A 20,811-nucleotide genomic window follows, 5' to 3' on the forward strand; every position below is an offset into this window, starting at 1 on the left:
GCCAACTGCGCCCGCGCCGCATACAACGCCGCGGTATACCCCGCAGGACCCGAACCAATAACGATCACGTCACGGACAGTGTCGGCAGTCATGGAAACCTTTCAGGCGATCGTCTCTGGACCTGTGTAAACGCCAGCGTAAGCACGGCTGTTCCCGGGTGCGTCGCACCAGCCATGGCACCACACTAGGGGCGGGGGACCTGGGTGTTGGCCAGTAACCCGGTATCGGCCGCGCTGCAGTTCGGCGAGACCGCAAACACGGCAAGAACGTGGGGACTGTCGCCAGGGATCACCAGAACGATGCCCGGGCGCGCGTTGATCTCGACCGGTCGCGCACCCAGGACCTGCGTGGATGCCGGATAGCCGAGGCCGGTGAGGCAAGAGGCGCGCCGCGCCGGGTCGCCGAGCTCGCCGTAATTCGGACTGCGGTCGAGCAGGCCCAGAATCTCGTTTTGGGAAAGCGGGATCTCCATCGGCGGGGTTGACAGCGTGATGTGCTGGACGTCGCCGGGGGCTTCCGGGGCGGGTTCGGGTGCGTGCAGGAGCGCGCTGGTTCCCAAGCCGATCGCGGCCAGTACCGCGCACAGGCCGGCGGCCGCTGCGATGGTGCGGGCCGGGCGGATGTGTGGGCGGGCGGTGTGCGCGGCGGGTGCGGCCGGATGCCCGGGTGTGGGATCCGCCGACCGCAGCGCCGCGGAAACCCGGCGAACCACCGCAGGCGGAGGGTCGGGTGCCGAGCCGGGGTCGGCGCCGACGGCGGCGACGTCGCGGCGGACCTGGTTCAGGGCATCCAGCACGCCCGCGGCATGCGGATCGGCGCGGATGTGCCGGCGGACGCGGGCCGCGGCCGCGTCGTCGAGGATTCCGGCCTGTAGGTCGGCGAGGAGTTCGACACTCAGCGGCGGATCTGATCCCGCATTGCGGTGATCCGCCGCATCGTTGTCCGCCACATCCATCGGACCCAGTGTCCGTCATGCCCGCACCGATGGCCACGCGTGACCCGGCGGGGCGACCGCCGGGGGGATGGTCAGGCCTGGCCCGTAACGGTGTCCGGCACGGCGTTGAGGTAACCGAGCAGTTCGGCGAGCCGGACCCGTCCGCGCGCACAGCGGCTCTTGACCGTGCCTTCGGCGACGCCGAGCAGCCGGGCGGTGTCGGCCACCGAATAGCCCTGCATGTCGACGGCCACCACCGCGGCCCGTTGCTCGACGGGAAGCCGCATCAGCGCGCGCTGCACGGCCATCGTGGTTTCAACCTGGGCCGTGCGATCGGCCACCGGATAGATGTCTTCCAGCGGGACCGTCGGGTGCGCTTTGGTGCGGCGCAGCCGGTCCAGACAGGCGTTGACGACGATGCGGTGCAGCCAGCTGCCGACGGCGGCGTCGTGCCGGAACGCGCCCGCGCCGCGGTGCGCCGAGAGCATGGCGTCTTGCAGCGCGTCTTCCGCGTCTTCGGGGGTGCGAGTGGTCAGCCGGGCGAGCCGGTGCAGGTGTCGCTGGTGACGTCCGAACAGCTCGCTGAAGGCGTACCGGTCGCCGGCCACATGGGCTGCCAGCAGCTCGGCGTCACTGCGCTCACGCTTGGCGTTTCTCCCGAAGCCCACGGCCGGACAGTAACCAATCGCGTATGGCCCGGCACTTCACTCGGATGGGCTGATGTGAGTGGACGAAAAGCGGCGCGACTAGGACGCGGCCTGGACCGTGATCTCCGAAAAGCCCGCTTGGCTCTTGCCGCTGGTGGTTCCGAGGGTCGAGATCCACACCAGCAGATTTGACGTCGGCGAGCCGGCCCGGACCGGGATCACGTTGTGGCCGGGTTTGAGCGTGAAGGTCGGGGCCAAGACGGTCGTATCGTTGAGGCTGGACGGCGACGACGAGGACGCCGCGCGGATCTCGACCTTGGTCCCGCTACTAGGCGTATCGATGGTCACCTGGCCGACCACGGTGGGGCTCGGCAGCTGCAGGATCAGCCCTTCGCCCTGCTTGAAGCTGGGGAAGGGAACGGCGTCGGTATAGACCTCGGTCGCCCAGGCCGTCGAGGGATCGCCGTCGATGGCCTGTCCGGCCGTCCCGGCATTGTCGGCGTCGCCGTCGGGGGAGAAGACGGTCGCTTTGGTCGGTTTGACGACGCTGCCCGCGGCTGCGGGCGGAGTGCTCGACGACGCGGTCGCGGACGACGACGATGGGTTGTTCAGGCCGAGCTCATCCTTGTTGAGGCCGCCACCGACATCGCCGAAGATCTTGCTCACGATCGACGCCAGCACCAGCAGAGCCACCACGATGACGGCGAGGCCGGCCCCGACCCCGATGAGCACGTTGCGCCGCCGCCGGGCGAAGGTCGCCTGCTCCTGACCGGGTGGTATCAAAGCCGCCGACGGCGAAGGTGAATCGTCGATCGGGCCGAGCACTTCGGTGCGGTCGGCGACCGCGGTGGCCTGCTGGAGCAGGTTCAAAAGCGTTGAGGCGCTGCGTATTCCGCCGTCCTCCTGCACCGCTCGGACGGCGACGGCGGAGATCTGGAAGGGGATGTCGCGGTCTAAGGACATGGGCTCGACGGGGTTGCCGGCCGAGTCGCGTTCGGCGGGTGCGAGGCCGCTGCGCACGCCGGTTTCCAGCAGGGGCCACCGATTGACCAGCAGGGCGTAGAGCGCCGCGCCGATGCCGCGGATGTCGTCCTGCGGATTGGCGTCGGGCATGGTCGCCGGGTAGGCCAGCACCACGTCGCCTTCGATGCTGACCCGCACCCGGTTGGGATGGTCGATCGACAGCGCGACGCCGGCGCGGTGGGCCGCGTCGGCGGCGGCGGCCAGCGACTGCATGGCCCGCACGGCGCCGACCGGCGACGGTGCGGTGTCGGCCACCTCCTGCAACGAACCGCCCCGAATCCACTCGGAAACCACCAGGCCGCCCGAGCCGGTGTGCACCACGTCGAGGACCCGGGCGATGCCGGGTTTGTCGATGCGGCTGAGCCGCAGGGTGCGCGACAAGATCTCCTGAAGGACTTCGTCGGGCAGGGCGCCGTCCGGGTCGACGAACGTCAGCGCCACCTGGCGATCGAGGGCGGTGTCCAGCGCCTGCCAGAACTGCAGCGGCGGGGCGCCGCCGTGGAACACCAGCAGCCGATACCGCCCACCGGCGATCCGAGCCCCGGGGACCAGGTGCACGTCGTCGCCCGCGGCGTCCGCCGAACGTTCGCGCGGCGGTTCGAACGGGGCGTGCGCGCGCCGGGCGTCACCGCGGGCATTGCCGTTGGCCTGTTCGGCCGGGCGCGGGGTGGACCGCGGCGGCCCCTCGGCGGGGATGTCCGGTTGGAAGTCGTCAGCGAGCGGCCGCGGCGTACCTGAACCCGCGCCGGATCCAGCGCTGGAGGCTGCGCTTTCCATCGGGCGGTCGGTCACCTCCGGTCCTTTCGCTTGCCGGGCTAGGTTTGCCCGCTCCGGAGGCCTGCGCCGGATCGGCTCCTGGACCGCATGTACTTCAGGCGGGGACGAATTCCTCTGCTCAGGGTACGTGACCGGGCGCCGGTGAGACGATCGATCTTTTGCACTGGGGGTGCCGGGGCGCGGTCCGCGGCCCGTGATGCGGTAACGCAGGGCGTCCAGCGCCGCCCGCGCCTCGGGGACCTGCGCGCGCAGCATGACCGCGGCGGTGATCGGCAGCATGATGAGCCCCAGCACGAACAGGCGAAGCAGGGAACCGGCGCCGCCCCCGTGAGCGGTGAGCCGATCCAGCCCGAGCAGCCGGTCGACCACGTGGGCTATCAATCCGGCCAGCATGGACGCGGTGAGCGTCACCAGGACCGTCCGGACTTCGCCGACACCGATCAGGTGGCCGCCGGCGGGTAGCAGGGCGCGGCGCAGCAGCAGGTAGCCGATGATCGCGCCGGCCAGAAAGCCGACGCCGTTGGCCAGTCCCAGAAAACCGGCCACCAGCTTGGGGTCGTCGGTGAGGTGCGGCGCCCCCACCGAACCCACGATCTTGACGGCCGTGATCACGAGGATGATGACGATCGGAGTCCACGGCTGTTCGCGTGCGTAGAACACCCGCAGCTGCAGGAGTACCAGCCCGTAAGGGATCAGCGTGAAGGCCGACAGGGCGATCGCGGCACCCAGGTACCCGGCGTCGACGTCCCCGAAATGGCCGTAGGCGAACAGGGCGCTGCCCATCGCGGGACCGCCGACGGTCATGAACGCCACGATCGGGATCAGCGTGATCAGCGTGAGTCGGGTGGCCAGCGACAGGTCGCCGAGCACGGCCTTGGTGTCGTCGGCGGCGGCATTGCGGCTCAGCCGCGGCATCACCACGGTCAGCACCGTCACGCCGATCATCCCGTACGGCAGCATCAGCACCAGCCAGGTGTAGTTGTAGATCGCGGGGCCCGACGCCGCCGCCGTGCTGGCGATCTGGTTGCCCACCACCAGGCCGAGTTGGCTGATCAGCACGTAGAGCACCATCGCGGCGGCCATGGTGCCAAAACGCTTGAGGCGCTGGTCGATTCCCCACAGCGGGCGCACGTCGACGCGCTGGCGGCGCAGTGCCACCAGCAGCAGCCCGGTCTGGGCGAACACGCCCAGCGTGGTGCCCACGGCCAGCACTAGCAGCTTGGCGTTGCCCATGCGGACGGGATCGACCGACAGCTCACCGGGAACCAGCACGTAGATCGCCAGGGTGATCAGCGCGACGACGTTGTTGAGGACCGGCGCCCACGCCGTGGGCCCAAATACGTTGCGGGTGTTCAGGATTGCCATGAACACCGACGTCAGCCCGTAGGCAAGCACCTGGGGCAGGAGCAGGTAGGCGAACGCGATGGTCAGCGGCTCGTTGACTTGCGGTGCGCGGCCCAGCATCAGTCGCACCAACAGCGGGGCGGCCGCCCCCGACAGCGCGGTGGCGGCGATCAGCAGCGCCGTCGTCAGGGTGACCAGGTGGCGCACGAACGCCGCGCCGCCGTCGGGATCGCTCTGCTCCGCGCGGGCCAGCACCGGGACGAAGATCGCGGTGAAGGTCGCCTCCAGCACCAGGGCGGCCACCAGGTTGGGCAGCTGATTGGCCACCGAGAACGCGCTGGACAGCGGCGCGCCCAGGATCGCGGCCAGCAGCACCACGCGGGCGAAGCCGGTGAGCCGGCTGATCAAGGTGGCGAACGCCATGGCCCACGACCGCGATACCAACGCGGAGTCCGACAGCTCGGGGCGGCGCCGGTCGATCTCGGCCGCGACGGGCGGCAGCGGGCCGGTCGGCGGTGAGCCCGACACCCGGGAATGCCGGGTCGGCTCGGGCAGGCGGTGGTGGGGCTGGGCCTGCCGGTAGGCGGGGGTCATACTCGATGCTCTTCTTCGACGTGCTCCTGATCCACCCCTCTGTCGGGGTCGTCGCGCGCTTCGCGGGCTCCGGCGGCGTGCCGGGCGCCAGGTGGATCGGGGCGGTCCAGGTCGGCGCGGTCGGGCTGGCCGCGGAAGCGGTGCCAGAGTCGCCGGCCGGCCAGCAGAACGAGCACCGCGGCCGCGGACAGCGTGATGGCGAACAGGACCTTGCCGTAGGCGTTCGAATGCACCGACAACCGCACCGGTTCGCCCAACCGCAAACCGTCCGGGGTCCGCAGGGTCGCGTCAACGGCGACGCGTTGGGTGAAGTTGACTTCCACGGGAATGCGTAGCGGCAGGTAGCCCGGGGGCAATTCAATCTGACCGATGTCGGTGACGTTCATGCCCGGCGGCGCGTCGACATGCAGCCGCACCCGGATCGGAACGGCCAGGCCGTTGTGCAGCGCCAGCGGTAGCGGGCTGTGCTCGGTGGCCAGGGTGTAGGAGCCGCCGGGGTTGACGATCGTCACCGCGCCGAACAGGTCGTTGATCGTTTTGCCGACCACCGCCAGGCGTTGCTGAGCCAACCCGTTGCGGGTGTCGGGCGATTCGGATTGGCTCAGCGCGCGCAGCATGTCTTCGCGCAGCGGCGCGGTGTACTGGACGCCGGTAAGACCGGTGCGGTCGTCGGCCATCAGCGATGACGTCAGTCCCCACAGGCGGCCGACCTGGCTGGCGATGCCGGCGGTGACGTCGTCGCCGAACTGGCCGTGCCGGGAGCTGTCGGTGCCGACCCGTTCCTTGGAATCGTCAGGGGCCTGAACGGCCTGGTTCGCCTCGGCGATGACGGCCGGCAGGGGGCGCGGCACCGCCAGTCCGGACCGGATGGTGGTGGTCAGGGCGGTCAAGATGACCTGGGCGTCGTCGGCTTGCAGATTCCATGTGGTCGGTGGGACCAGGATCTGGGTGCGCGGGTCGTCATGCCGGAGGGCGTGCCAGAAGATCGAGCCCAATGCGTCCTGGCGGCGCGCGGCCACCGAGTCGTGGCCCAGCCGGACGGTCAGGGACGAGTCGAGGTATGTCGGTGCCGCGGGGGCGATGCCCGCGCCGGCAAGGGCGGCGCCGACGGCGGGGTCGAACGGCGCGACCGCGACCTGGGGGGTCAACCGCCGGGGTGCGGTGTCGACGCCCGTCGCGGTGTCACCCTGCGCCTCGTTGGCCGACAAGTCGGCCGCGGCGATCGCCACCGTGTTGTCCTCGCCGCTGAGCAGCTTGACCGCTCGGTCGGTCAGCGGACCGTCGGGCACCAGCGTGGCGCCGCGGGTGGAGGAGACGTCCAGAATTTTGTCGATGATGCCGTTGGCGCTCGTGGTGGCGATGGCGCTGAGGCCGGGATCGTTGACGCGTTGCACGGCGTCCAAATCGGCTTGCGCGTAGGGGAGCGGAGCCACGCAGGTCCGGTGCGCCAACGCGCGCAGGCGGTTCAGCCATTCGGTCGCGGTCGCTTGCCCGGCGCCGGGGTGGGTAGGGGTGCCCGGCAGCTGAGCGGGTCCGTCGGGGGAGTTGGACACGACGTAGCCCGCGGTCATCGCGTTGACGGTGACCAGCAGATCCGGGTCGATCGCCAAGCACAGCGCGCGGCCGACGGCGCCGTCGGGGTCGACGTCGTGACTGGTGGCGACCTCGGCCGAGGCCAGCAGGATGTCGAGCCGGCCGCCGCTGGCCAACGAGGTGGCCAGGTCGTCGTCGACCAACCGCACCGGGATGGTCCCGCCCGGGACCCCGAGGGCCAGCCTGGGTCGGTCGGCCAGCGGCCACAGCATGGTCATCGAGACCGGTTTGGAGGTATCAGGCGCGACGGCGGAACTGATGTCGTCGGCGCGATCGGGCGGCACGCCCACCACGGGAAGCAGGAAGCGCGCATTGTCCAGGCGCGCGGGGGCACCGTAGTCGGGCGTGCCATTGACGTTGACGAGAACCGGGTAGATGCCGGGCTTTTCCACCCCCAGCGACGGCTTGGTCAGCGCCCGCAGCGGCGCCGACAGGGTGAACCCGACTTCTTGCCCGCGTTGCAGTTCGGGCGCCACGGTGAGGAAATCGGCGGCGGCCTGGTAGCCGTCAGTGTCGCCGTCCAGGGTGGTGCGCAGGCCCGCCGAGGCGGTGACGGCACCCGCGTGCTCGAGCCGAACCATCACGTCGCGGACCGGACGGTCGCCGATGTTGGTCACCGTGCCGCTGACCGTCACGACGGGTGGACTGGTCGTGGTGACCACGTCCGGGGTGACTTGGTCGATGCGGACTCGAACAAACGGCGTCACCCCCGGCTCGCCCGCGGCCGCACGCGGAATCACCGGCCCGGTGAGCGCCGCGAGTCCGGCCACGATGGCGAGCACGGCGGCGAGGCGCGCCAGGCCGGCCCAACGCAGATGCGGAGGTGTCACGGCCCCGGTCCGTGGCCGTTCTTCCGGCCCGCGGCGGGGTGGCCCGCATGCCGTGTCCGCGAATGTGTCTGCTGGCGGCGCCGCGGCGAGCTGGGTGGCAGCGGTGGAAGCGAGGCCGGACCGTCGCTTTGCAACTTGTCGATCAGCTCGTCGGCCACTCGGGCCAGGCGGCGTTCGTCGGCGTAGGCCAGCCGGGAGGGCAGTTCGCCCATCGGCACCCACGCCACCTCGGCGACTTCGAGATCCTCGTCCGACAGCTCGCCGCCGGAGAACCGCATTAAGTAGTGGTGCACGGTCTTGTGCACGCGACGGCCGTCGGTGACGAACCAATAGTCGATGCGGCCCAGCGCGGCCAGCACGCTGCCCCGGATGCCGGTCTCTTCGGCGACCTCTCTGATTGCGGTCTGCTCGGCGGTCTCACCGAGTTCGATGTGCCCTTTGGGCAGCGACCAGAGCATCCGACCGCGCCGGTCGGTGCGCCCGATCAGGGCGGCGACCTGTGACTCCCGCGGGCCGTCCAGACCGTCGATGACCAGACCCCCGGCGGAGGTTTCGTGGACGGTGCGCAACTGGTCTGGTCCGCGGCCGGATGCCCGCGATCGGCGCGACTTGGTGGCCGTCGAGTCCCCGGACGCTTGACCGATCGTTTGGTTCTCGGACGAACTCGCGGCGCCACGGCCACGGCGCCGCCCCCGGCGCCGACGTGGTTTGCCTTGTTCGCCGTCCGACACCCAAGCGATAGTAGCTGGCACGGCATATTCTCCCGGAGATACTCGCCGCGGGATGAGTGGGCGAGGTCACAACGGAATACGTCTCGTCAGAGCGGTCCCATGGCGTGAGCGATAGCCCATACCGCACCGAAGGTAAGCAGTGAGAGCGGGCCGGACAGGCTGCCGATGAGCATTCCGCGCCCGATCTGGCCCGTCGGTCCTCGCGCTTGCGTGATCAGAGCCGCGATCGCCATGTAAACCAAAACGACGGGAAGTACAAAAACGATCGAGTACGGCATGAGAGCCAAGTGGCGAACTCGACCACGAAGACATGTAACACCGCCACCCAAAAGCGACCGGGCCATAGCCCGATTTCGATGCCGGGATTACCGATGCATCGGCCATCGCAGGACCTTTCAGCGCAATACCAAGTAAGCGTAAACAATCCCACCGACTAGCATTGTCACGGCAGATCCCGCAATGCTAAGTGCAAGGCCGCGATTGCGCGGTGACGACGACCGCATCAGGGCCGCCGTGAGCATGAAAGACACCAGCGCGGTGATAACGGCGGCGACGAGCATCCAACTGCGTTCGCTGTGTCCGTGTGCTGTCGCAAATGGCCCCTTGCCTAACGCCGAAATCGTGGCGAGGAGCACTCCCAGGACGATCTGCACGACAAACGGTGCGGACAACGTCGCCGTGCGCCATGCGCTGGCGTCCAAGTCGCGGACGCGGGGGAAAGACGGCGTCTCTCGTTGCTTTCAGTTATTCGCGGTCACGCGGAAACCGCCGTGCCGGTGGGCAGGGGAGGGATCGCAGGTAAGTCGGTCACCGGGCCAACGGCTTTGCTTACGTATCGGAGATGCACCGCGCCTTCCCGCCGCTCACCCTTCGTGTCGCACGTAACGCTACTGACGCTCGGTGCCGGGTCAATTCACCTCGATGTCGTGCGAGGCTCCTCACAGGGGCTTTTCGTCTCCACCCGACTAGGCTGATCGAACGTGCCTGACGCCGCCCGGGATGCCGACCTGCTGACCGCCGCCGCGGTCGCGCTCAATCGGCATGCGCCCATGTTGGCCGAGCTCGGCTCCGCGTTCGACGCCGCGGGCCACGAGCTCTACCTCGTCGGCGGCTCGGTGCGGGACGCCTTGCTGGGCAGGTTGAGCCCCGACCTGGATTTCACCACCGACGCCCGCCCCGAGCAGGTGCAGCAAACCCTGCGCCGGTGGGCCGACAACCTGTGGGACACCGGTATCGAATTCGGCACCGTCGGCATCGGCAAGGGCGACCATCGGTTGGAGATCACTACGTTTCGTGCCGACACCTACGACCAGGTGTCCCGGAATCCAGAGGTGCGCTTCGGCGATCGGCTCGAGGACGATCTGGTACGTCGCGATTTCACGGCCAACGCGATGGCCGTGCGCATCACGCCGGACGGGCCCGGCGAATTCCTGGATCCGCTCGGCGGTTTGGCGGCGCTGCGCTCGCGGACTTTGGACACCCCCGCCGCGCCGGAGGTGTCGTTCGGGGACGACCCGTTGCGGATGCTGCGCGCGGCGCGTTTCGTCTCGCAACTCGGCTTCGGCGTTGCGCCGCGTGTCCGCGCGGCGATCGAACAGATGGCCCCGCAGTTGTCCCGGATCAGCGCCGAACGGGTGGCCGCTGAGCTGGACAAACTGGTGCTCGGCGAGGACCCGACGGCCGGCGTCGATCTGTTGGTGCAAACCGGCATGGGCGAGGTGGTGCTGCCCGAGGTCGGCGGCATGCAGATGGCCATCGACGAACACCACCAACATAAGGACGTCTATCAACACTCGCTGACGGTGCTGCGCCAGGCGATCGCCCTGGAAGACGACGGCCCGGACCTGGTGCTGCGCTGGGCCGCCCTGCTGCACGACATCGGTAAGCCGGCCACTCGGCGCCACGAGCCCAACGGCGGCGTGAGCTTTCATCACCACGAGGTGGTCGGCGCCAAGATGGTGCGAAAACGGTTGCGGGCGTTGAAGTATCCCAAGCAGATGGTCGAGGACATCTCGCAACTGGTGTACCTGCATCTGCGGTTTCACGGCTACGGCGACGGCAAGTGGACCGATTCGGCGGTGCGCCGCTACGTCACCGATGCCGGTCCGCTGCTGCCTCGGCTGCACAAACTGGTGCGAGCCGACTGCACGACCCGCAACAAGCGTCGGGCCGCGCGGTTGCAGGCCAGCTATGACCGGCTCGAGGCGCGGATCGCCGAGCTGGCCGCCCAGGAGGATCTGGCGCGGGTGCGTCCCGATTTGGACGGCAACCAGATCATGGAGCTGCTCGGCATCCCGGCCGGTCCCCAGGTCGGCGAGGCCTGGCGGTTTTTGAAGGAGCTCCGGCTCGAACGCGGACCGTTGGACCACGACGAGGCGACCGCAGAGTTGTTGGCGTGGTGGAAGTCTCGAGGGAACGAGTAGCGGCATCCACGCGTCCGAATACGCATGGATTACTGTCTTGCTGGCGATAACGGCGCCGCCTTCTGGCACGGGCAACCCGATCTCGACCTGGACCACGACGGTCGCTTCGAATCGATCGGACTGGATTTCGACCACGACGGGTTGCGCGACGACGCGCTCGCGGATCTCGACGGCGACGGCATCGTTGATCACGCTGTGTTAGATCTCGACAACGACGGCACCCCCGAGGCGTACTTCACCGACGACGGATCCGGGACGTGGGCGGTGGCTATGGACCGCGGGGGCCAACTGCGCTGGTTCGGCCTCGACGGCGTCGAGCACACCGGTGGCCCGATGGTCGACTTCGACGGCCATGGCCGCACCGATGCTCGCCTCGTCGACACCGACGGTGACGGGCTGGCCGACCGGGTGCTGCGCTCTGACGACGGCGGCGTCACCGGTTATGTCGACACCGACGGCGACGGCAAATGGAATGTCCGGCTGACCGATTCGGACGGCGACGGCCTCGCCGACGGCGCGAGCTCGCTCTGAGGATGGTGCTGACCTAGCGACGGCGCGATGCTACTGCGCCACTTGAGCATTCCGTTCCTCGTCGCCGAAGCCGGCGGAGATCCCTGGTCGATTAACGACAGCCTGCAAGCCGGTCGCCCCGGGCAGGTCTCGTCGCTGGCGCGGGCTTTTCGTGACGCCGGAGCGAGCACGGCCGAGGCGGTCGTCGCCTTCGAGGCCGCCCGGCGTCGTTTCGAGGCCGCGTGGGATCACCGGAACGGAGAGCACTCGATCAATGATGCCGCGGAGGTGCGGCGGGTCACCCGGTCATTGGGTCTGCAGACCGAACAATTGCCTCGCATCGCAGTCGAATTGGAGAGCGTCGCCGCGGCGCTGGCCGAAGCACAGCGTGCCGCTGCGAGATACCTGGGCGCGCTGGAGTGCGACCTCGAAGACATCGACGACGAGATGTGTGACGCATTGGCGGACGGTGACGCTTGCGGTGCCGACTATTTGCGCACGGACGCGATAGGTGAGGTTGCGGCGATTGCGTTGCAGCTGAGCCGCATTCGCGGCGGGTATTCGAGCATGTTGGAGGCTGCGCTGACGGCCCTGCGAGCAGACGGAGCCGATCCCCTCGAAATCCAGGGTGTCGACGAGCTAGCTATTCCGCCGCCGGACAGCAGCCCAGAGAGCGTCAAGCGATGGTGGGATGCGCTGAGCGGGAGTCAACGACAGCTACTGATCGACCAACATCCGCAGTCGTTGGGCAACCTCAACGGCGTCCCGGCCGACGTGCGCGATTCGGTGAACCAGTCCGCGATGAAAGATGACCTGCGCAGGGTCGAAGACGTCGCCCGCCAGCGGGGGATGGATCCGACGACGCTCCGCGACACCGCGCTGCGCAATTGGGACACCGATGTGTTCACCAACCCCGACGGCTATGGGCTGTGCGTAACCGATGTCACGCGCTACCAGAACGCGGTCAAGACCAATGAGTTTCTCGAGCGCGACAAAAGCTCCGATGCCCCACGCGGGCTGCCGATCATGCTGTGGGCGTATGACCCGCTGGCGTTCAGCGGCAAGGGCAGGGCCGCGATCGCGATCGGCAATCCGGACAAATCCCGCAATACGGCCGTCATGGTCCCGGGCACTAACAGCAGCGTGCGGGGAGGGTGGATGTCCGACGGCACCGACGACGCCATCAATCTCTACGAACAGGCCGCCGGAGCCGACCCGAGCCACCCGACGGCGGTGCTGGCCTGGATGGGTTATGACGCACCCGAATTCGGTCAACCGCATTGGCAACAGGCCATCGCCGACCCGGCCGAATTGGAACAGGTCGGCACGCCCTGGCGGGCGAGGCAGGCGGGTGCGCTGCTGGCCGCCGATGTCAACGGCCTGGTGGTCACCCACGATGGGTTGGCCCCAACCCATGTCACCGTGCTCGGGCATTCCTACGGTTCCACGGCAGTGGCCGACGCCTTCGCCCACAGCGGTATGCGCGCAAACGATGCGGTGCTAACCGGTTGCCCGGGAACAGATTTGGCGGACAGGGCCGCGGACTTTCATCTCGAGGGCGGCAGGTTGTATGTGGGTGCCGCTTCGACCGATGCGATCAGCTGGATCGGTGAGGCGGGCAGCGGCCTCCCGAACGGACTGAACGAGGCGCTGGGGGGGCCGGTGGGACCGTTGGCCGGACTGGGCACCGACCCGGCGCATGCGGGGTTCGGGGCGGTGCGCTTCCGTGCCGAAGTCGCCGGCTCACATAGCGTCATGCCATGGTTCACCGACCACTCGCACTACTACGACGTGGGGAGCGAAGCGCTGCACAACATGACAGCTATCGTGACCGGGCACGGCGACGGGTTGGCGAGGGAAGGGATGCTCGCGGCCGAGCGGGCCGCAGCGCGGATAGCCGTTCCTCTTCAGGTGCACACACCCTTGGGCACGGTGTCGTTACCGCATCTTGGCATCCAGCTGCCGGTAACCGTCGACCCGGAATGGGACCGGCCGGCGCGTTCGGTCACCAACGGGCATGCGTTTTAGCGGGCGATTGCGGCGCCGGCACGGGTGAATTGACCGCTTCGGAACAGGATTTTAGCCTGATCAAAAGGGCTACGAGCGCCCAAGACCGTGAGCACGCCCCACTGCTGCAGACCACGAAGGAGTGCCGATGTTCGTCGATACGGATCTGTTGCACTCGGGAGGCGATCAGTCGCATCGCGCCGGTGGGCACGCTCAAGACGGCGCGGATCAGTTGGCGGGCGGAACCGTCGAATCGGGAATGTTCGGTGACTTCGCCGCCGCCGCCGCGTTTCACAGTGCGGTCGCCGCCGCGCACGGTCAACATGTGAAAACGCTGCAGAGCCACAGTGAAACACTCACGAGTGTCGGCACGAAGGCGCACCACGCGGCCAAAGGGTTCACCAACATGGACAACCGCAACGCCGCCGACATGAAGGCTCTCCGGCCTAATGATGGTCCCTCAACGTCGAACATCTGAGGAACGGGCGTGACGGAGGGACCCGCCCTCGCATCCGGGTGTGGGGCCGCATGCCGGTCTGCCGTAAGGCAGTGGGCGCCGCGGTATTCCGCGCCGCAGGCGCCGCGTTCACGGATGTCGCCAGCAATCGCTCTGGGGGCGGCTGTTCTGGCTTTGGTTTCGACGGTCGTGGCGGTTGTTGCGCTGGTGATGGCTACGTCGTCGCGGTCGCCGGATTCGAGTAATACATCCGCCTCGGCCGTATCTACCTACAGCGCCGCCGAACTGTCTGCGGCACACCAGAAGCTGTGTGGTGCTGACAAGCTGGCGGCTTGCCCCGGTCAGCAATGTATGTGGCAGCTAAACTTGCGACGGTTAAGGAAGAGCGCTGCATCAGTCCAATCGCGGGGATCTAAGTGCGGAACATGACACCGACGAAGGTATGTATGACGTTGATCCGCCGGCGTGGGGTAATACGTACAACGATGGCGGGTCGAAAGATTAGGGCGACACGGCGGTGCCATGCAGCGCAGTAAATTGCTGCTATCCCCTCGGCTGCTTCACTATTGAAGGCCTAGAACACGGGCTCGGAATGCTACACACACAAGGCTGCGGACTGCAGGAGGACAAATGGTGGGAGATCTGCCATCGAGCCATCGTGAGGGGCAAGCCGGCCCGCCACCCTCGGGAATTTGGCCGCCACCGCATTCCCCACAATCAGCATCTCGTCCGCGCCCATGGTTGGCAGTTGCGGTAGCTCTCACTGGAGCAGTAGCCGTCGCTGCGTTAGTCGTGGCACTAACGCGGCCGACGGCATCGCACCCGCCAGCCACCGGCGCTGCGACGCCCACCCACACGCCGGCGGAGACCGCCGCAGCGCAACAGCAACTATGCGACATGTACAAGTTGGCGGCTCAGTCTGTTCAGGTCGACACCGCCGGTACCGACAAAGCGCTGGCCCGCATCGCGACAACGAATGGTGCTCTAATGCTCGACATTGGGGCGAGTAATCCGGCTCTCGATGCAAACCACCGCAACACGGCACGCGCTTTAGAGGCCGCTTACCTCACAGTCACCGCGAAGAGTAGCTACGGCGTCGCAACCGAAGCTGAGTTTCAGTCGGCACTTGACGATGTCATCGCAAAGGATACCGCGATGAAAAAGGTCTGCGGTGGCGGTTGACCTTCCACCTGGCAAGTGGTCATTCGCGCTCGTTGGTGCGTGGTGGCCAGGACCCTCGACGGCTTTACGAGCCGGCGCCCAACATTGGAGCGAAGCCTGTGCAGCGCAGCAGCTTCAGTCACAAAACTTGCGTGCTCAGTGGACAGCCTTTGCTGCAAATAATAAGGGGCATACGGCAGACGATCTCATAACCAGATTCCAGCAAGGGGAGAAGCTTCATCTAGACCTTGCCGAAAAGTACCAGACAAAGGCGTCAGCGTTTAATTCGGGCGCCGACGCCATCGACTATCTGCGCAGTCGCTTGTCAAATATTGCGGATGCGGGCAACAAAGAGATCGATGACACCCTCGCTTCGAAGAAGCCGCTTCCTGAGAAGTTAGCGGAGGTACAAGCTGTCCAAGCGCGCTGCAACGCCGACGCCGCAAACGCCAGTCGCGATGCGCTCGACAAAATGATGGCGGCCACGCAAAAGATCCTCGATGCTGAAGGAACTGGTGGCAACGCCCGGACTTGGGCGCAAGCGAACGGTTTTAACGTCGGTGACGCTTCTCCACCCAGTCCCATCACAAAAGAAGATTTGACCAAGGCTGCTTTCAGCCCCGGGGGACGTTCTGGCAACGGCCCGGGGAGTCCCCCTGATGCCCCACCGTCGGGTTCGACGCAGGCGTTTAATCCTGGGGGACGTGGCGGGCCAGGCGACTCTCATGCCACCGGCGCGAACGGAAGGCCCTCGCCAGCGATCAGCCCAGCGGCGTTTGATAACCACGGACCGCTGCCAGGAGTGCAACCAGCAGCGCCGACGGGTCCCACCGTCACCGGCGGTGGCGGACCCATATCGCCAGGGATGCCCGGCGTACACGGTGGCGGGATGCCAGTGTCTCCGATGGGTCTAGGCCAAGGCGGCCAGCCCGGGTTGGCCCAGGCCTTCACGTCCGGTTTGGCGAGTGGCCAAGCGACGGGTCCTGGCGGGCAAGCGTTTACGGCCGGGCCGCTACAAGCGATGGAGGCCGGGGGACCTCAAACTCCTCAGGCGATACCGGCGGGGACGCCGACTGTACCGAGCGCGGGACCGATCATACCCATGGGTACGCCGGTCGACGCGCCTCCAGCCGCGGCCCCCGCGCCGGTAACCACCGGGGGAGGCACCCCAGTTGCACCGGTAATGACCGGCCCGTCGTGGTCGTCGTCCGCGCCGACCGTCGGTGGCGGATCTTCCATCCCCTCGGGACCGCTGCCCGCCTATGGCTCCGACCTGCGTCCGCCGGTAGTGGCGCCCCCATCCGTACCGGCCGTACCGGCGGGTCCCGCGTCGGGTGCGCCGGTGGCCTCTTCGCCGGCATCGTCCCCGGCCGCGGGCGGACCACTGGTCTCCCCAGTGGAACGAACGGCTTCCGGGGCGGCGGCGGGTCAAGCTGGCGCGGGTTCGTCGGCTATGGCTGGCGCGTCGGCGGCCTCTGCGGCTACTGGCGCGACCGCCGGTGCCGTGTCAGCGCGGACGGCCGAACAACAGCGGTTGCAGCGGCTCGTCGATGCTGTAGCCCGCCAAGAGCCGCGGCTGTCGTGGGCCGCGGGATTGCGCGACGACGGCACCACGACGCTGCTGGTCACCGACCTCGCCGGCGGATGGATTCCGCCGCATGTGCGGTTGCCCGCCCACGTGACCCTGCTTGAGCCGTCGGCACGACGGCACGACGCCAACGTGGTGGATCTGCTCGGTGCCATCACGGTCGCGGCCGCCCATCACGCCAACACGTATGTCGCCGAACCGGGTCCCGACGAACCCGCGCTCAACGGTGATCGTCCCGCCCGCTCGGCCGCGCCCGATGTCGACGAGTTCGGGCCCACCCTGGTCGATGCCGTGCGACGCCGGGACGGGCTGCCGCGTATCGCCCAAGCCATCGCGGCACCTGCGGTGCGAAAGACCGGCGTCTTGGACAGCGAAACCGAGAAGTTGCGCGAATGTACCGCTGACATTCAGCACACGGTGCTGAATGCGTATCCCAATCACGACCCCTCGGCTGTGGGGGATTGGATGCTTTTGGCGGCTATCGAGGCGCTGATCGACGGGCATGAGTACCTCGCGAATTATCACCTGGCATGGTTTGAGGCGATCAGCCACAGGCGTGGTTCGTAAGTGCCCGCAGTTGTTGGGTGAATAGCGCTACCGACGGTTTATGCCAAACTTGTCGTACTAGCGCTCGAGTGGGGTGGAGGTGAGTTGTGAATCAGCCGATCCGTCACGATTTGCCAACTACTACCGGATTAACCACCGGAATGCCGTTTCCGCCCCCGCAGCCAGCTCCCGGTCACCCACCCGGCGCATCGCCCGTGGACGGTGCTGGCGGCGCACTAACCGGAGCCGGCAACGCCGGCGTCCCCAAAGACGCAGCCGATGCAGCCGCCGCCGACGCTGACCGGCGCGCCCACGCAGCCGACGCCGCGGCAAAATTCCCGGCCAACGAGGCGAACAGCCAGCAGGACATGCAGATGATCCAGCAGATGCTGCAGGGCGCGACGGGTGCGGTCGGGGGTGCGGTCGGCGGCGTCATGGGACCGCTGACGCAGCTGCCGCAGCAGGCGATGCAGGCCGGCCAGAGCGCCCTTCAGCCGTTGCTGAGCGCAGTGCAAGGCGGCGCCCACGGCGCCGGGCTCGTTAACGACGCCCAGCTGGTCGACAGCGTCGGCAGCGGAGGTGGTGCCGCCGGACTGAGCGGCGGTTCCGGCGGCGGTGGCGCCGGGCTGGGCGGTGGTGGCACAACCCCGGCCAGTTCCTTGGGTCCCCCACCAGTGCCGACGTCGTCCCCGCCCACCACGCCCGCGGCCGCCAAAGCCACGATGATGCCGCCGACCGGTGGCATGCCCGCCATGCCCGGCCAATCCGGCATGACCGGTATGCCGATGATGCCGCCGGGCGCCATGGGCGCCGGCGGCGAAGCCGGCAAGAAAGACACCCCGGTCGAAAAGCGGATCACGGCCCCGGGTGTGCCCAACGGCCAGCCGATCAAGGGCCGCTTGACGGTCCCGCCGAACGCCCCGGGCAACAAATCCGGCGAGGCCAAACCGACCGTCGTCACCAATAGGCCCAACCGTCGGATCGTCATCATGCCGTCCGACGATGAGCCAAAGGAATAGCCCACCAACCCACCAGCCCACGGAAAGGTGAGTGGCCGGGCATTTCGCGCGGCAGTAGGGTTCCCTAGGTAATCGCGGCCGGCCGAGCCCAGTGTGCGGGTCATATTGGGTTGCCCGTTGTTGACAGCAGAACTGTCGATGCGGGCATGCTATTGGCACGTCTGCAGCGACCGCGGAATACGCGGCCAGGAGGGTGTGGGAGTACTAGCGCGAGTGTCCGGTGAGGATGCGGCGCCGCGAAGGCGCACAGGTGGGTTAGGGCGGGAACGCCGGTGACCGATCCCCTGAAAGTGCAAGCAGTCACGGCGTTGTCTCGCGCCCACAACCTCTATGCGGGCCCCGCCATGAGCGGCGGCGTCGGCGACGCGCCGGCGCAGACGCGGGCACACGTCGAGGCGATGAAGCATCACATCGGACTGCCCGCCGCGGCGGTCGCGCGGTCTAGCGCCGCGACAATGCACTTGGCTCGGCTGGCCGATGCCGATCGGTCGCTGGGGCAGATCATCGCCGCGGCGCGAGCCGATCACGCGTACGGCCGTGCGGCGACAAGGGCCAACCTCGACGCCGCCTTGACCGACACCACGCCGGCGGCCGATACGCCAATGGGCCGCCGCGAGGCGGTCGCCCGGATGGCGGCCCGGCTGCGTACCCAGCACCGGCATGTCGCCGGATCCCGGCGGCGGGCAAGGCTCCTCGCGCGCAGGCTGCGACGCTTGCACTACCTACGGGAGCGGTCTATGCACAGCAACCAAGGCAGCGGACGCGCGGCGGTGTTGGCGGCTATTCGTAAAGCGTTGGACGTCAAGGGTATTCACGACCCCGCGGCGCGGGCTCGCTGGGAACGCGGGATGGACCTGGTGGCCCGCCGCGAGTCCAACTACGACGCGAACGCGGTCAACGGCTGGGATTTCAATGCGGCGCGGGGCACGCCGAGCAAGGGTGCCTGGCAGTTCATCGCCCCGACGTTCGCGGCCTATCACCAGCCGGGCACCTCGCGCGATATCCACAATCTGGTGGCGCAGGCATGCGCGTTCATCAACTATGCGACGGGCCGCTACGGCGTCGCCGTCGACGCGTCGAATCTGGCCGATCGGATCCAGCAGGCCGATCCGCACCGAGCGCCCAAGGGGTATTGAGCATGCCGCTGAGTTTGTCTAACCGCGACCAGAACTCCGGGCACCTGTTCTACAACCGGCGGCTGCGCGCGGCCACCACCCGCTTCTCGGTGCGCATGAAGCACGACGACCGCAAGCAGACCGCCGCGTTGGTCTTGTCGGTACTGCTGGTGGCCATCGCCTCGGGCTGGATGCTGCTGCTCAACGTTTTGAAACCCACTGGCATCGTGGGGGACTCGGCAATCATCGGCGACCGCGATTCCGGGGCGCTGTACGCCCGGATCGACGGCCGGCTCTATCCGGTGCTCAATTTGACCTCGGCGCGGCTGGCGACGGGAACCGCGAACCAGCCGACGTGGGTTAAACCCGCTGAGATAGCCAAGTATCCGACCGGGCCGCTGGTCGGCATCCCGGGAGCGCCGGCGGCGATGCCGGTCCATCGCGGCGCGACATCGGCCTGGGCGGTGTGCGACACGGCAGGACGCCCACGCAGCCCGGAACGGCCGGTCGTGACCTCGATCGCCGGCCCACTCGACGGCTTCGACCGCGCGACCCCGCTGAGCGAGGACGCCGGGGTGCTAGTCACGTTCGAGGGCAACACGTTCGTGATCTGGGGCGGCAAGCGCTCCCAGATCGATCCGTCCAACAGGGCGATCACGCTGAGCCTGGGACTCGACCCGGGAGTAACGCTGCCGGTAGAGATTTCGCGGGCCCTCTATGACGCGCTGCCGGCGACCGAACCGCTCGGCGTCCCCGCGGTACCCCTGGCCGGCACCCCGTCGACGTGGGTCTCGGGCTCACAGGTCGGCGCGGTGTTGCAGGCGCAAACCGCCAGCGGCGGCAAGCAGTTCTACGTCCTGCTGCCCGACGGTGTCCAAAAAATCACCAGTTTTGTCGCCGACCTGTTGCGCAGCGCCAACTCCTACGGGTCGACGGCGCCTCGCGTGGTCGCACCCGACGTGTTGGTCAACATCCCCGAGGTGAACTCGCTGGCGGTGGACTACTACCCGACCAAGCGCCTGAATTTCATTGATACCACGGCCGATCCGACCACCTGCGTGGGCTGGGCGAAGGGCTCGACGGACCCGCAGGCGCGCGTCGTGGTCTACAACGGGCGCGGGCTTCCCACGCCGTCGTACCTCGACAACCGCATCGTGCACCTGGTGCGCGATGACAGCGACCCGGCGTCGGTGGTCGCCAACCAGGTGCTGGTGCTGCCGGGCGCGGCGAACTTCGTGACATCCACCAGCGGCGTGGTCACCTCCGACTCCCGGGAATCGCTGTTCTGGGTGTCCGACAACGGGGTGCGATTCGGCATCGCCAACGACGACACGACCTTGCGCGCGCTGGGGCTTGATTCGGGGTCGGCGGTGCAGGCGCCCTGGCCGCTGCTGCGGACCTTCGCGGCGGGCCCGGCATTGTCAAGGGAGGCAGCGCTTGTGGCGCGGGACACCGTGCCGGCGCTTGGCAGGGTGGCTGTGGTGACGACATCGGCGAAGCCGGGAGGCTAGG

16 protein-coding genes are annotated in these 20,811 nt (G+C 68.0%); 9 read left to right on the top strand and 7 right to left on the bottom strand.

The annotated features are described in order from the left end of the window. The 7 genes from BST14_RS29490 to BST14_RS11925 all read right to left on the bottom strand — a co-directional run. Positions 1–92, bottom strand: a 92-nt coding sequence (locus tag BST14_RS29490; protein ID WP_142279375.1) for an FAD-dependent oxidoreductase, incomplete at its 3' end; no start/stop codon positions are given. 92 nt (positions 93–184) lie between these two features. Then, positions 185–955 carry an RsmA family anti-sigma factor gene (locus tag BST14_RS11895; protein ID WP_083064680.1) on the bottom strand — a complete coding sequence of 257 codons (771 nt, stop codon included), beginning with the start codon at positions 953–955 and terminating at the stop codon, positions 185–187. A 71-nt stretch (positions 956–1,026) separates the two neighbouring features. Beyond that, a complete protein-coding gene (gene sigM / locus BST14_RS11900; protein WP_083064681.1) occupies positions 1,027–1,602 on the bottom strand; it encodes an RNA polymerase sigma factor SigM in 576 nt (191 codons plus the stop codon). A 78-nt stretch (positions 1,603–1,680) separates the two neighbouring features. Then, positions 1,681–5,319 (bottom strand): murein biosynthesis integral membrane protein MurJ, encoded by a 3,639-nt coding sequence (locus BST14_RS11905; protein ID WP_245845382.1) that lies wholly within the window; start codon positions 5,317–5,319, stop codon positions 1,681–1,683. Further along, the gene (locus BST14_RS11910) at positions 5,316–7,742 is read right to left on the bottom strand and encodes a hypothetical protein (protein ID WP_083064682.1); all 2,427 of its coding nucleotides are present in this window, start codon (positions 7,740–7,742) and stop codon (positions 5,316–5,318) included. The genes BST14_RS11905 and BST14_RS11910 overlap by 4 nt, the downstream gene beginning before the upstream one ends. Continuing rightward, positions 7,739–8,473 carry an NUDIX hydrolase gene (locus BST14_RS11915; protein ID WP_083064683.1) on the bottom strand — a complete coding sequence of 245 codons (735 nt, stop codon included), beginning with the start codon at positions 8,471–8,473 and terminating at the stop codon, positions 7,739–7,741. Before BST14_RS11915 ends, BST14_RS11910 begins: the two co-directional genes overlap by 4 nt. Before the next feature lie 395 nt (positions 8,474–8,868). After that, a complete protein-coding gene (locus tag BST14_RS11925) occupies positions 8,869–9,174 on the bottom strand; it encodes a hypothetical protein (RefSeq protein WP_245845383.1) in 306 nt (101 codons plus the stop codon). A gap of 279 nt (positions 9,175–9,453) precedes the next feature. Here BST14_RS11925 and BST14_RS11930 point away from each other — a divergent pair, with 279 nt between their 5' ends. From BST14_RS11930 to eccB, 9 genes are all read left to right on the top strand, one after another. After that, positions 9,454–10,896 carry a CCA tRNA nucleotidyltransferase gene (locus BST14_RS11930; protein WP_083064684.1) on the top strand — a complete coding sequence of 481 codons (1,443 nt, stop codon included), beginning with the start codon at positions 9,454–9,456 and terminating at the stop codon, positions 10,894–10,896. Between the two features lie 24 nt (positions 10,897–10,920). After that, positions 10,921–11,427, top strand: a complete 507-nt coding sequence (locus BST14_RS11935; protein WP_083064685.1) for a pullulanase — start codon at positions 10,921–10,923, stop codon at positions 11,425–11,427. A gap of 27 nt (positions 11,428–11,454) precedes the next feature. Then, complete coding sequence (locus tag BST14_RS11940; RefSeq protein WP_083064686.1) at positions 11,455–13,434, top strand: putative alpha/beta hydrolase; 1,980 nt, start codon at positions 11,455–11,457, stop codon at positions 13,432–13,434. A gap of 127 nt (positions 13,435–13,561) precedes the next feature. After that, positions 13,562–13,891: a DUF2563 family protein gene (locus tag BST14_RS11945; RefSeq protein WP_083064687.1), complete on the top strand. Its 330-nt coding sequence runs from the start codon at positions 13,562–13,564 to the stop codon at positions 13,889–13,891. 609 nt (positions 13,892–14,500) lie between these two features. After that, positions 14,501–15,052, top strand: coding sequence for a hypothetical protein (locus BST14_RS11950; RefSeq protein ID WP_083064688.1), 552 nt, complete (start codon positions 14,501–14,503; stop codon positions 15,050–15,052). Next, positions 15,042–17,186 carry a DUF5631 domain-containing protein gene (locus BST14_RS32635; protein WP_169926079.1) on the top strand — a complete coding sequence of 715 codons (2,145 nt, stop codon included), beginning with the start codon at positions 15,042–15,044 and terminating at the stop codon, positions 17,184–17,186. Before BST14_RS11950 ends, BST14_RS32635 begins: the two co-directional genes overlap by 11 nt. 140 nt (positions 17,187–17,326) lie before the next feature. Then, entirely contained in the window at positions 17,327–18,184 is an 858-nt protein-coding gene (locus tag BST14_RS11960) for a hypothetical protein (protein ID WP_245845384.1), read from the top strand. A 272-nt stretch (positions 18,185–18,456) separates the two neighbouring features. Next, complete coding sequence (locus BST14_RS11965) at positions 18,457–19,320, top strand: transglycosylase SLT domain-containing protein (protein ID WP_438502150.1); 864 nt, start codon at positions 18,457–18,459, stop codon at positions 19,318–19,320. Positions 19,321–19,322: 2 nt separating this feature from the next. Further along, the gene (gene eccB, locus BST14_RS11970) at positions 19,323–20,810 is read left to right on the top strand and encodes a type VII secretion protein EccB (protein ID WP_083064691.1); all 1,488 of its coding nucleotides are present in this window, start codon (positions 19,323–19,325) and stop codon (positions 20,808–20,810) included. Position 20,811: the final 1 nt, after the last annotated feature.

Origin of the sequence: Mycobacterium arosiense ATCC BAA-1401 = DSM 45069 (genome assembly GCF_002086125.1) — a bacterium.
Taxonomy (GTDB): Bacteria; Actinomycetota; Actinomycetes; order Mycobacteriales; family Mycobacteriaceae; genus Mycobacterium; species Mycobacterium arosiense.

Bases quoted from the DNA above. Each gene is read 5' to 3' on its own strand.
- BST14_RS11895 (WP_083064680.1), bottom strand. From the start codon at position 955: ATGGATGTGGCGGACAACGATGCGGCGGATCACCGCAATGCGGGATCA.
- BST14_RS11905 (WP_245845382.1), bottom strand. From the start codon at position 5,319: ATGACCCCCGCCTACCGGCAGGCCCAGCCCCACCACCGCCTGCCCGAG.
- BST14_RS11935 (WP_083064685.1), top strand. From the start codon at position 10,921: ATGGATTACTGTCTTGCTGGCGATAACGGCGCCGCCTTCTGGCACGGG.
- BST14_RS11940 (WP_083064686.1), top strand. From the start codon at position 11,455: ATGCTACTGCGCCACTTGAGCATTCCGTTCCTCGTCGCCGAAGCCGGC.
- BST14_RS11945 (WP_083064687.1), top strand. From the start codon at position 13,562: ATGTTCGTCGATACGGATCTGTTGCACTCGGGAGGCGATCAGTCGCAT.
- BST14_RS11950 (WP_083064688.1), top strand. From the start codon at position 14,501: ATGGTGGGAGATCTGCCATCGAGCCATCGTGAGGGGCAAGCCGGCCCG.
- BST14_RS11960 (WP_245845384.1), top strand. From the start codon at position 17,327: ATGCCGTTTCCGCCCCCGCAGCCAGCTCCCGGTCACCCACCCGGCGCA.
- eccB (WP_083064691.1), top strand. From the start codon at position 19,323: ATGCCGCTGAGTTTGTCTAACCGCGACCAGAACTCCGGGCACCTGTTC.